Origin of the sequence: Bacillus sp. 7894-2, assembly GCF_002272225.1 — a bacterium.
In the GTDB taxonomy this organism is placed as follows: Bacteria; Bacillota; Bacilli; order Bacillales; family Cytobacillaceae; genus Cytobacillus.
This window is the reverse complement of sequence record NZ_NPDG01000002.1, coordinates 1-12912: the sequence shown is the minus strand read 5'-3', so window position 1 is coordinate 12912 and position 12912 is coordinate 1. Positions and strand designations below refer to the sequence as shown.

Sequence of the window (12912 nt, the reverse complement as noted above, 5' to 3'; positions counted from 1 at the left end):
GTCACCTCGTCTCCTCTTTTCGCTCCTTTGCACGAAGTTGTCCGCATGCTGCATCTATATCGTGACCGTGCTCCCTGCGAATGGTTACATTAATGCCGTGATTCTTCAGTGTCTTTTCAAAAGCAAAAATCTGATCCTTGGGTGTTCTTACATAATCCCGTTCCGGCACATAGTTTACTGGAATCAGGTTAACATGGCACTTAACATTTTTTATTAACTCTGCCAGCTCTTCAGCATGTTCAACCTGATCATTTACCCCTCCGAATAAGCCATATTCGAAGCTTACACGTCTGCCTGTCTTATTTATATAATACCTGATTGAATCCATAAGGTCCGGCAGCTTATAAGCTCTATTTATAGGCATCAGGCGGCTCCTGATTTCGGTGTTTGGGGCATGTAGGGAAATCGCGAAATTAATCTGCATATTTTCATCTGCAAATTTATAAATTTTCGGGATGATTCCGCTTGTCGATACAGTTATATGGCGTGCGCCGATATTCAGCCCTTTATCATGGTTGATAATTTTAAGGAATGAGAGCATGCTGTCATAATTATCAAAAGGTTCACCGATACCCATAATGACAACTGAGCTGACCCGTTCATCTGTTTCATCAAGTGCCTGTTGTACTTTTACGACCTGAGCAACGATTTCTCCTGCTTCAAGATTACGTTTTAATCCGCCTAATGTGGAGGCACAGAATGTACATCCGATCCGGCAGCCCACCTGAGTGGTTACACATACTGAATTCCCATAGTCATGTCTCATCAGTACAGTTTCAATTGAATAGCCATCATGAAGTTCAAATAAGAATTTTATTGTTCCATCAGCAGACTCCTGCTGGATGATCGTTTTAAGGGTTGTCAGTGAAAAATCTGCTGATAGCATATCCCGCAGCCCTTTTGACAGATTCGTCATATCCTCAAATGATGTGACCCTCTTTGTGTAAAGCCAATCAAATATTTGCTCAGCCCTGAAGGCTTTCTCATTATTTTCTTTTAGCCATTCCTTCAGCTCATGAAGCTGTAAAGTATAAATGGATGGTTTTTGTTCTGCTGTAATTTTCTCTGCTGCTTTTTGTTCCATTTATTGCACCTTCTTTCTCAGACAGGAAATATAAAACCCGTCCGAACCAATATCCTGCGGCAAAACCTGCAGTTCAAAGCCATCTATTAATGAAGCAATTGCATCAGGCATCCGCTCCTGAACAGATAGATCTCCCTCAAATTCCGCATTGTCCTTTAAAAAAGCGTGAACAACATGCTGATTTTCTTCTTTGTCCACTGTACATGTACTATAAACAAGAATACCACCTTTTTTCAGTAAAGGTGAAACGGCATCCAATAGATTCCTCTGAATCTTATGGAGGTGATATAAATCTTCTTCTTTTTTGGTGTATTTCATATCAGGCTTTCTTCTCATAACTCCAAGGCCTGAACACGGGGCATCCACTAAAATGCGGTCAAAAGATTCTTTTTCATAATGCTCCTGGACTTTCCTGCTGTCAAGGGCAGTTGTCTTAATATTTGTTAATCCCAGTCTATCGGCATTATCATTTATCAGCCTAACTTTATGCTCGTGAAGGTCCAGTGAAATGACCTGACCGGTATTTTGCAGTTTTTCTGCTATATGTGTCGTTTTTCCTCCCGGAGCTGCACAGGCATCCAGTATCTTCTCATCGGGATTTCCTCCAAGGGCATAAGCAGCAAGCATGGAGCTTTCATCCTGAATAGTAATGAGTCCGTCTTTAAATACACGGGAATTAGCCAGATTGCCCCTCAAACATTTAATGGCAACTGGAATAAACGGACTTGGCTCCACATCAAATCCCTCTTCCTGAAGAAGTGACAGGCACTCCTCCCTTGAAGCCTTTACCTCATTTACCCTTGCTGTCTGCAGCGGGGCAGTTAAGTTTATTTCGCACATTTTCTTTGTTTCTTCAAAACCCAGCTGATCGGCCCATCTTTTTACAAGCCATTCGGGATGGCTTGTCTCAATGGAGAGGCGCTTCACCCTGTCCTCAATTTGTTCGGGATCTGGTAGGCCCTTCCTCTGAATGTTTCTCAGCACACCGTTGACCATGCCGGAAATTCCTTTATGCCCTCTCCGTTTTGCTATTTCTACTGCCTCATAAATTGCTGCCCGGTCAGGGATTTTATCAAGATAAACCATCTGATACAGTGTCAGCCTCAAGAGCTGATTTACCCAGCTTTCGATTTTTTTATTGCCTGCCAAAAAGGGCTGCAGGTAAAAATCGAGTGTCATCCGGCGCTGAAGGGTACCATATGTCAGTTCGGTAAGCAGCCCAATGTCCTTCTGGTCAATTTCATTCTTTTTTATGGCGTTATTAAGTAAAAGATTGCTGTAGGACTGATTTTTTTCAATCGCCTCAAGAAGCTCCATTGCCGTTTCTCTAACATTTTTCGTCTGTAGTTTTTTCATTCGATGTCTCCCAGACGGCCGCCGGCAGTCAGATTGGAACCTGCACCTCTTAAAAATTGTTCTGCCGGCATCTTTTTCTTTCCTGAAGGCTGCAGTTCAGTTATTTTAACCAATGTATCATTCCCTGAGGCCACAACGATTCCGTCTTCCTCAAGCCTGATGATGGTTCCCGGTTCTTCGCTTTTAGCATGTTTAACTTTCTCTGAATTCCATATTTTAACCACTTTGCCGTCAAATGTTGTATAAGCAACCGGCCATGGGTTTAACCCTCTAATGTGGTTATAGATTTCTTCTCCGGTTTTGCTCCAGTCGATTTTTTCCTGTTCTCTTTTAATGTTATAGGCAAAAGTGGCTTCTTCTTCATTTTGCTTAATGGGATTCAGTTCGTCATTCAGCAGTTTCGGCAGGGTTTCAGACAAAAGCTTGGATCCTGCCTCGCTAAGTTTATCGTGAAGAGTGCCTACTGTATCTGTTTCAGTAATCGGCACCTCAACTTGTGTTAATATATCGCCTGCATCCAGCTTTTCAGCCATATACATAATGGTGATGCCTGTTTTTTCTTTTCCCTGCAGAATGGAGTAATGAATGGGTGCACCGCCGCGCAATTCCGGAAGCAATGATGCATGAACATTTATACAGCCATACTTAGGCGCATCCAGAAGCGCCTTAGGCAAAATTTGCCCAAACGCTGCTGTGACAACAAGGTCTGGCTTAAGAGCAAGAACTTTCTCCAATTCATCCGGCTGGCGGATTTTTTCAGGCTGAATCACAGGGATGCCCTGTTTTTCAGCTTCGACTTTTACAGGAGGGGGAGTAAGGACCTTTTTCCTTCCAACCGGCCTGTCAGGCTGGGTAACCACTCCGATCACTTCATATCCATCGTCTATTATTTGCTTTAGTACCGGCACTGAAAAATCGGGTGTGCCCATAAAAACGATTTTTGTCATTCAGCTTCCAATCCTTCCAACTCTTCTTCATTCAAGTATCTTGTTACTTTTGAGGTAAATAGCACCCCATGTAAATGATCAATTTCATGGAGGATCGCTCTTGCCAGGAAATCCTCAGCCTCCAGAGTAAAAAATTTCCCTTTGCGGTCCTGTGCCTTTATTTTGACATATTCAGGCCTTGTAACTTCTCCATATAACCCCGGAAAACTCAAGCATCCCTCAGGGCCTGTCTGCTCCCCATCCGTTTCAAGAATTTCCGGATTGATCATTTCAATTGTTCCAAACTCATCATCTATATCAACAATGGCAATTTGCAGCTTTTGCCCAATTTGCGGAGCAGCAAGCCCGACACCATCGAATTCCAGCATCGTATCATACATATCATTTAACAATTTGCCAAGCTTCTTATCAAAGACTTTAACTGGTTCGCATTCTGCCTCCAGAATTTCAGCCGGATAAGTAACAATTTTTTTTACCGCCAAAACGTTTCCTCCATTTTTATCTATTTTCAACCAATTTGGGTTTATTCATAACCAGAAAAGCAGAAGCGCCTTAATGCACTCCTTCTAAAGCTGACTCTTTTAGAAACTACATTAAAATATATGGATTCAGGTCAATTGAGACAGTTAAGCCCCCTGAAGAAATTTCCTGCTGGTAATTATCCAGAATTTTTTTCAGCGTCTGGCCAAGTTCCGGCTCCCGCTTGTATTTTATCAGACATTGATACCGATATCTATTATTGATACGAGGTATCGGGGAGGCAACCGGACCAAGAACAATGCTCTCTGCAGATAATTTTGACTGAATGTACTGCGTGATCTTCTCGGTTACAGAAACAGCCTTCATTAATTCTTCGTGACTGACTGTGACAAGGGAGATATAGAAGAAAGGAGGATATCTATGAATTTTACGGACCATCATTTCTCTGTCGTAAAATTTATCGTAATCCTGCTCCCCCGCCAGCTCAATACTATAATGTTCAGGTGTGTAGGTCTGAATGATTACCTCACCCTCTAATTCATGCCTCCCAGCTCGCCCGCTTACCTGTGTCAGCAGCTGAAAGGTTTTTTCAGACGAGCGGAAATCAGGCAAGTGCAGCATGGTGTCTGCCGAGAGTACTCCCACTAAAGTAATATTGGGGAAATCAAGGCCTTTAGCAATCATCTGGGTCCCAAGAAGAATATCTGCATGTCCTTCCTGGAATTGATCGAGGAGCTTTTCATGTGCACCCTTCCTGCTGGTGGTGTCGACATCCATCCTTATTACCTTCGCTTCCGGCAGAATCTTTGCCAATTCCTCTTCCACTTTCTGCGTACCGATCCCAAAATAGCGTATATGCTCACTTTCACATTCCGGGCATGCATTTGGAACCGATGCCTCATATCCGCAATAATGGCATTTCATCTGCTGGTTATAACGATGATACGTCAAAGAAATATCACAATGCGGACAATTAATAACATATCCGCAGTCCCTGCACATAACAAATGAAGAGTGCCCTCTTTTATTTAAAAATAATACGATTTGTTCTTTTTTCTCAAGACGGTCTTTTATTTTTTCAAGGAGCTTCCTTGAGAACATAGACCGGTTTCCTTCTCGCAGCTCTTCCCGCATATCAATGATATCAACGGCAGGGAGAGCCTGATTGTTCATTCGGTTTTTGAGAGTGAGGATATGGTAAACTCCTTTTTGTGCCCGTGCGAAAGATTCCAATGAGGGAGTTGCACTGCCGAGCACCACAGGACATTTATGATTTTCCGCTCTTTTGATGGCAACGTCCCTTGCATGGTATCTTGGGTTTTCTTCCTGCTTATAGCTGGTTTCGTGCTCTTCATCAATTATAATAATTCCGAGGTTTTCAAATGGGGCAAAAATCGCCGAACGGGCTCCGACAACAACCTTGACTTCCTTCCGCTGAACCTTTCTCCATTCATCATACTTTTCTCCTGCTGAAAGGCCGCTGTGCATAACCGCAACCTGATCGCCAAACCTTCCTTTAAAGCGTTTGACCATCTGCGGAGTTAAAGAAATCTCAGGAACAAGGACAATGGCTTCTTTGTCATCCTCAAGCACCCGCTGGATGGATTGCAGATAAACCTCCGTTTTCCCGCTCCCTGTAACTCCATAGAGCAAAAAGGTTTCATGCCTGTTATCTTCAATAGAATCAAGGATGGGGATAATGGCATTTTTTTGTCCATCAGTCAAAGCGAGCGGTTCCGTTCTTTCGAATTCACGGTCTCCAAAAGGATTGCGGTAAATTTCCACGTCCTTCTGGCCAAGCAGCCCTTTTTGCAAAAGCCCTTTTAATGTAGAAGAAGTGATTCCAAGCAAGGAAAATAACTCTTTCTGATCGACCGGTCCTTCCTCCCGGAGAAAATACTCCAGCACTTCCTTTTGCTTAGTTGCATTGCCTGGAAGGTTTTGAAGGTAATCAGCAAGCTTTTCAGGGGGGGCGGCCGCAAACACCTGCTTGACTTTTTTCTTTTTCACCCGTTCTTTTACCTGGTAAATAATATCGATATTTCCATTGGATGCTTCCTTCTGAAGAAGCGGCAAAGCACCGCCCTTTACAGCATCATCCCAGGTGATTTCATCAGCATTATGAAAGAGTGCGCATACTTTTTCAGGGAGCAGCTTACGATCTGCATTTTCCGCCATGACAAGCTTCTTTTCATATTTTGCCTTCAATGCTGCAGGCAGCATTGCCTGAAAAGCTGAAATTTTGTAGCATAATGTTTTTTCTGTCAGCCAATCACCAAGATTCAAAAGCTCCTGATTAAGAACTGGATTTAGATCCATCGGCTCTAAAATGGATTTTAACTGCTGAAAATCCGACTCTTCTTTTAATCCTGTAACAAACCCCTGTATTTTCCTCGGCCCAAATGGAACAACCACCCTCATGCCGGGGAAAATGACACCTTTCAGATGAGATGGTATTTTATAGTCAAACGCCCGGTCAGTCTGTTTGGCAGGAACATCGACAATTACACTGGCTATGTTCATTCATGCTCATCCTTTAGAAGCTTCGAGGCTTCTTCAAGAATTTTTACAGCCACATCTTTTTTAGACATTAGCGGAAGTTTTTCCGACGACCCATCCTTTTTAAAAAGTGTAACAATATTAGTGTCAGTTCCAAAGCCGGCACCTTCAGCAGTTACATTATTGGCAACGATCATATCGGCGTTTTTCTTCATTAGCTTGCCCTTTGCATACTCTTCGACCTGTTCAGTTTCAGCCGCAAACCCTATCAGGATTTGCTTCTCCTTTTTTTGTCCCAGCTCGAACAATATATCCTTTGTTCTTTCAAGCTCCAATACTTCATCGCCGGGCTGTTTCTTCATTTTTTGCGCAGAAGCCACCTTTGGGCGATAATCGGAGACGGCAGCTGTCTTGATGACAACATCGGCATTAACAAATTCATTTAATGCCGCTTGATACATTTCTTCAGCAGATTCCACCTTTATCAGTTTTAATCCTGCAGGCGCATTAATTGAAACCGGGCCGGATATCAATATAACTTCAGCACCTGCAGAGACGGCAGCTTCCGCTATTGCATAGCCCATTTTCCCTGTAGAATGATTCGTTATATAACGGACAGGATCAATTTTCTCCCTCGTTGGGCCCGCAGTTATGACCACTTTTCGGCCAGTAAGCTCCAATCTGGAAGGCTTGAAAAATTCACTGATCGTTTCTGTAATTTTCTCAGGCTCTTCAAGCCTTCCTTTTCCAACATAACCGCATGCAAGATACCCTTCTGAAGGCTCTATGAATCTGCAGCCAAAACCATATAAGGTTTCAATGTTTTTTTGAACAGCGGGATGGCTGTACATATGCACATTCATTGCAGGTGCAATCCAAATCGGTGATGATGCAGCCAAAAGGGTTGTAGTGATCATATTATCTGCAATTCCATTGGCAAGCTTCCCGATCACATTTGCTGTAGCGGGAGCAACAAGAATTAAATCTGCCCAATCAGCCAGGTCGATGTGAGCAATTACCTTCGAGTCTTTTTCATCAAAAGTGTCTGTGTAAACATCATGTCTTGAAAGGGCCTGAAAAGTTAATGGTGCAACAAAGTTAACAGCCGATTCACTTAGGATCACTTTCACCTGCGCTCCTGCCTGTGTCAGTTTGCTTGTTAAGGCTGCAGCTTTATAAACAGCAATTCCTCCGGTTACACATAATAAAATCTTCTTTCCAGTCAGCATTATATGACCCCACCAATCTCAAAAATAATTCTTCTCTATAAAAAGGCCTGGCTATCTATTTCTATATAAAGCCTGGCCATTAATGGCAAATTGCTTTCATGATAGTTTTATTATGCAAGAAGAGCAGTGAATTTTCATCTAATAAAACCTCAAACAAAAATAACAACCTTTTGAAAGGTTGTTATTCAGCGATTTCACTCGTATGATTCATTGGCCGTTTTTTCGCCCAGGCGGTAATGAAGCTGGTCTGCATGTATTTCCTCAAGTGCTTTGCCCACATTTTTATGTGATTTGTATCTTTCAAGCTGCGGTTTGGCATTAAGCTGAAGCTTGCGTGCACGCTTGGCAGCAACTGAAACAAGTGAATATTTGGAGTCAATCTTTGTCATTAGGGAATCAATAGAAGGATAAAGCATATTTATTCTACCTCCAGCATTTTTTTATATTTAGGTTCTACACGTTCCCTGCGGCAGTGTTCAGCTACCACTATGGATTTTATTCTTTCACAGGCCAGATCGATTTGATCATTCTCTACAACATAATCATATAGATTCATCATTTCAATCTCTTCTCTCGCTGCATTCATGCGATTGTTGATGATATCTTCTGTCTCTGTCCCTCTCGTCACAATGCGGTTCTTAAGCTCTGACAGACTAGGAGGAACCAGGAAGATGAACAGGCCGTCCGGAAATTTCTCGCGTACCTGGCGGGCACCCTGAACTTCAATTTCAAGGAAAACATCTTTGCCGCGGTCGAGTGTTTCTCTTACATAATCAACCGGTGTGCCGTAGTAGTTCCCGACAAACTCTGCATATTCAAGCAGCTTATCCTGCCTGATGAGCTCTTCAAACTCCTCACGCGTCTTGAAAAAATAATCAACTCCATTGACTTCTCCCTCTCTCGGAGATCTCGTTGTCATAGAAATAGAATATTCAAACGCAGTATCAGACTGAGCAAATATCTCTTTTCTTACTGTTCCTTTTCCTACACCTGAGGGTCCGGATAGAACGATCAATAACCCTTTTTCTTTCATTTATAAAATCCTACCCTTCCTCAATAATTTCATCACGGTCATTTAATCGGTGTGCGACGGTTTCCGGCTGGACCGCAGACAAAATGACATGGTCACTGTCCATAACGATAACTGCACGAGTGCGCCTGCCATATGTAGCATCTATTAAAGAGCCCCGGTCCCGTGCGTCCTGAATAATCCGTTTTATAGGGGCAGATTCGGGACTGACTATTGATATAATCCGGTTGGCAGATACAATATTGCCAAAACCGATATTGATCAGCTTAATTGACATTTGGGTCCTCCAATCATCAGTTATTTAGTTTGACCCCCAGAGCCGGAATCTAAACAACTGCTATTCAATATTTTGAACCTGTTCCTTCATTTTTTCCAATAAACTCTTTATTTCTACCACTTCGGCAGCTATATCTGCACTATTTGCCTTAGAGCCGATCGTATTGGCCTCCCGGTTCATTTCCTGCAGAATAAAGTCGAGCTTTCTGCCTGCGGGATCTGTAAGCTGAAGTGTATGCTCAAACTGGCTTATATGGCTTTGCAGCCTTATCAGTTCTTCACTGATATCCGCTTTATCAGCGAATATTGCTACCTCTGTCAAAATTCTCGGTTCATCCACCTGGTCATCAAGAAATTCCTTCATACGCTTATGCAATCTTTCCTGGTAAAGCTGTGCAACCTTTGGTGCATACTCTCTCAGTTTGCTGACACTATTGCTTAAAAGACTAAGATGGCTGCGAAGATCTCTTTCCAGCTCATCACCCTCTGCTTTCCTCATTTGCATTAACTGCAGGCATGCCTCTTCAGCTGCAGAAAGGACCAGCTGGCTCATTTCCTCATTGCCGGACTCTTTCTCTTCAATGTCAATCAATTCTTCGCGAATGACATCACCGATGGATAGTTCCGTTTGAATTTGATACTTTGCTTGAATTGCAGTTATGTATTGATAATATTCATCTAATAGTTCCCAGTCAACATTTACTTTCCTGCTGGCCAGGACATCACCGTCAACGGTGATAAAAACCTCGATTCTTCCTCTTTTGATATGCCTATTAAGCTTTTTCTTTATTTTGTCTTCAATATGCATCAGCTGTCTGGGCATTCTTATTTGAAATTCGGAAAAACGATGATTTACAGTTTTGATTTCAACCGTAATGGAGCCTTGCCCGGAATCTTTCTTGCTTCTGCCATAACCAGTCATGCTTACTGCCATTTCTCACACTTCCTTTTGGGAAAAGCACAGCTTATAAAAAGCACTTACTTTCAGTTAGCGGCATGGTGCCTGTGCAGTTTATGTATAAAAATCAAGTAGTGATGGAGATTTATATGTTTGCGCAAAAAAGAAAGGTAATAGAGTTCTTCTCTACTACCTAAAGGATTATAACATATTTTATTTTGTTTTTCTTGCCAAAAATGTGCCTGCCAGTAAAAATGTTGGAATGGCTGAGAGTCCTGTGATCATAAACCAGTCGCGCAATTCAATAGGGACAGTGTGGAAAATTGGCTGAAGCGGCGGATAGTATATGACAATCAGCACTAAAACAAGGGAAGAGATGACTGCCCAGACTAAATATTTATTGCCTAATGGATTTCTTGAGAACACTGATTTTTCACTGCGGCAATCAAATACATGGATCAGCTGAGCCATAACCAATGTGGCAAACGCTACTGTCTGTGCGTATGCAAGATGATCCGGATTTGCCCGGTAGGCAAAAATAAACGCCAGTAATGTCACAAGGCCAATTAAGAATCCCCTTGAAACCACTTTCCAGCCAAGCCCTCTTGAAAAGACACCTTCCTTAGGACTCCTTGGTTTCCGCTTCATCACATTCTCCTCAGGCTGATCAAGGCCCAGAGCCATTGCAGGAAGCCCATCCGTTACGAGGTTCACCCAGAGAATCTGAATTGGCACTAATGGCAGCGGAAGGGCCAGAAGCATAGCAAACAGCATTACCAGAATCTCGCCAACATTTGATGCAAGCAAATACCTGATGAACTTGCGGATATTTTCGTATATATTTCTTCCTTCTTTTATCGCGGCTTTTATGGTAGCAAAATTATCATCAAGCAATACAAGTGCAGATGCCTCTTTAGCAACATCTGTGCCTGTAATGCCCATTGAAATGCCAATATCTGCTGCTTTAATGGCCGGAGCATCATTGACTCCATCACCTGTCATGGCAACGATATGACCTCTATTCTGGAGAGCCTTGACGATTTTCAATTTATGCTCGGGAGATACTCTGGCAAATACTGCGACATCCTCAACCACATCTTCGAGGTCTTCTACAGACATCTCCGCAAGGTCTTTTCCCTGAAGTACTTTGGAACCTTCTGTTAAAATGCTTAACTGTTTGGCAATAGCCTGTGCTGTAATCACATGATCTCCTGTGATCATGATCGTTTTAATTCCTGCTTCCCTGCATTCCTTGACTGCTTCTTTAACCTCCGGCCTTGGCGGATCAATCATCCCCTGCAGCCCAATAAAAGTTAATCCCTTCTCCGCCTCTTTTTCATCAAGAATGACATTCTTAGACGGGATTTCTTTATAGCCAATCGCGATGGTTCTTAATGCTTGTGAAGCCAAATCTTCAATGGCTGCCTGAATTTCACCAGAAAGCTCCCTCGAAAGAATCTGCCGCCTTCCCTCCCAAAGAACCGATTCGCTTTTCCCGACTAAGACATCGGGAGCACCTTTGGTAACAATAAATTGTCTTCCATTATGATCCTTTACCACAACACTCATCATTTTTCTGGCAGAGTCAAACGGAAACTCATTAATAATCTGAAATTGATTCAGGAGACTGCTCCTGTTATAACCGGCTTTCATGGCTGCTACAAGGAGAGCACCTTCAGTTGGGTCACCGTCAATCACAAACTCATTATTTTTCTGCTGTATTTCCGCATGATTGCATAACATGCCAAACATCAGCATCTGCTGGAGCGATTTATCACTTTTCGGTTCAATTTGGCTCTCATTTCGATAAAACTGCCCTTGCGGTTCATACCCGACTCCATCAACTCTCCATTCTTTTCCTCCGCTCCAGAGATGGGTGACGGTCATTTTGTTTTGGGTCATGGTTCCGGTTTTGTCTGAACAAATAACAGATGCACAGCCAAGAGTTTCAACTGCAGGAAGTTTCCGTACGATTGCCTTTTTCCTGATCATTCTTTGAACTCCAAGCGAGAGCGCCACCGTGACAATGGCAGGCAGCCCTTCTGGAATTGCCGCAACAGCCAATGAGACACCAGCAAGGAACATTGTATATAATTCCTGTCCCTGCATCACACCTGCCGCAACAACGAGAACTGTAAGGAAAATCGCTGCGGTAATGAGGATTTTGCCGAGCTGTTCCAATCTCCGCTGGAGCGGTGTGGTCATGGTTTCGGCATTTTGCAGAAGATCAGCAATTTGTCCCATAGCGGTATTCATCCCTGTTCCGACAACCACACCCAATCCATTGCCGCGGGTCACCATTGTACCCATAAAAGCCATATTTTCCATATCGCCAATAGCGAGGTTAGGCGTTTTCAGGGATCCGGTCCTCTTTTGAACAGGCAGCGACTCTCCCGTTAAAGCAGACTCCTCAATCTCAAGGCTATTGGATTCTACTATTCTTACATCTGCACCCACTCTGTCGCCCGTAGAAAATTTAAGCAGATCCCCGACTGCCACTTCTTTGGAAGGAATTTTCCTCCACCCTCCATCCCGAAGTGCAATTACTTGGGGAGCGGATAACTCTTTAAGTGCACTCAGCGACTTTTCCGCTTTCCTTTCCTGAAAGAAGCCCAGAAATCCATTTATGATTACAATTGCAATAATAGCAATTGCATCAATATATTCACGAAGCAGCCCCGAAATCAAGGTGGCAGCTAATAAAACAAGAACCATGAAATCTTTAAATTGACTAAAAAATAAGAGTAAAGCAGACTGCTTTTCTCCCTCTTTCAATTCATTAAAGCCATATTGTTTGTGGCGTTTTTTTACATCATCCTCTGTTAAGCCTGCCTTAATGTCTGTATTTAAGGCCTGCTCAACCTCCCTTTCATTCATTTCATGGAACTTCATCCGGACATCACACTTCCTCCTTTGTGGTTTGAGAAAAGCCATGAGTGCCTGGGTGCAGGGTAATATCATCGAGAAAAATCCCGTAAGCACTCACAGCCAGACTTTAAGGGAATCCGCCAGATGGCAGACTATCCTCTTCTGCTAAAACAAGGCAGAGTTGTCCAATCTCACTCTAAAGAAAGCATATTCAGCCCTGTCCAAAAAAATGCTATTATTAATAA

The 12912-nt window shown here is 42.9% G+C and carries 11 protein-coding genes; all 11 read right to left on the bottom strand.

Annotated elements, in window-relative coordinates:
• Position 1: 1 nt before the first annotated feature.
• Positions 2-1084 (bottom strand): dual-specificity RNA methyltransferase RlmN, encoded by a 1083-nt coding sequence (gene rlmN, locus CHI10_RS00290; RefSeq protein WP_095242312.1) that lies wholly within the window; start codon positions 1082-1084, stop codon positions 2-4.
• A complete protein-coding gene (gene rsmB, locus CHI10_RS00285; protein ID WP_095242311.1) occupies positions 1085-2440 on the bottom strand; it encodes a 16S rRNA (cytosine(967)-C(5))-methyltransferase RsmB in 1356 nt (451 codons plus the stop codon).
• A complete protein-coding gene (gene fmt / locus CHI10_RS00280; RefSeq protein WP_095242310.1) occupies positions 2437-3387 on the bottom strand; it encodes a methionyl-tRNA formyltransferase in 951 nt (316 codons plus the stop codon). Before fmt ends, rsmB begins: the two co-directional genes overlap by 4 nt.
• Entirely contained in the window at positions 3384-3869 is a 486-nt protein-coding gene (def, locus tag CHI10_RS00275; RefSeq protein ID WP_035328871.1) for a peptide deformylase, read from the bottom strand. The genes fmt and def overlap by 4 nt, the downstream gene beginning before the upstream one ends.
• Positions 3870-3975: 106 nt before the next feature.
• Positions 3976-6390 carry a primosomal protein N' gene (gene priA / locus CHI10_RS00270; protein WP_095242309.1) on the bottom strand — a complete coding sequence of 805 codons (2415 nt, stop codon included), beginning with the start codon at positions 6388-6390 and terminating at the stop codon, positions 3976-3978.
• Positions 6387-7595, bottom strand: coding sequence for a bifunctional phosphopantothenoylcysteine decarboxylase/phosphopantothenate--cysteine ligase CoaBC (gene coaBC, locus CHI10_RS00265; protein WP_095242308.1), 1209 nt, complete (start codon positions 7593-7595; stop codon positions 6387-6389). The genes priA and coaBC overlap by 4 nt, the downstream gene beginning before the upstream one ends.
• Before the next feature lie 194 nt (positions 7596-7789).
• The gene (gene rpoZ, locus CHI10_RS00260) at positions 7790-8011 is read right to left on the bottom strand and encodes a DNA-directed RNA polymerase subunit omega (RefSeq protein ID WP_095242307.1); all 222 of its coding nucleotides are present in this window, start codon (positions 8009-8011) and stop codon (positions 7790-7792) included.
• 2 nt (positions 8012-8013) lie between these two features.
• A complete protein-coding gene (gene gmk, locus CHI10_RS00255; RefSeq protein ID WP_048007923.1) occupies positions 8014-8628 on the bottom strand; it encodes a guanylate kinase in 615 nt (204 codons plus the stop codon).
• Between the two features lie 10 nt (positions 8629-8638).
• Positions 8639-8902: an extracellular matrix/biofilm regulator RemA gene (gene remA / locus CHI10_RS00250; RefSeq protein ID WP_026585597.1), complete on the bottom strand. Its 264-nt coding sequence runs from the start codon at positions 8900-8902 to the stop codon at positions 8639-8641.
• A 60-nt stretch (positions 8903-8962) separates the two neighbouring features.
• Positions 8963-9835: a YicC/YloC family endoribonuclease gene (locus CHI10_RS00245; RefSeq protein ID WP_095242306.1), complete on the bottom strand. Its 873-nt coding sequence runs from the start codon at positions 9833-9835 to the stop codon at positions 8963-8965.
• A 177-nt stretch (positions 9836-10012) separates the two neighbouring features.
• Positions 10013-12691: a calcium-translocating P-type ATPase, SERCA-type gene (locus tag CHI10_RS00240; RefSeq protein ID WP_095242305.1), complete on the bottom strand. Its 2679-nt coding sequence runs from the start codon at positions 12689-12691 to the stop codon at positions 10013-10015.
• Positions 12692-12912: the final 221 nt, after the last annotated feature.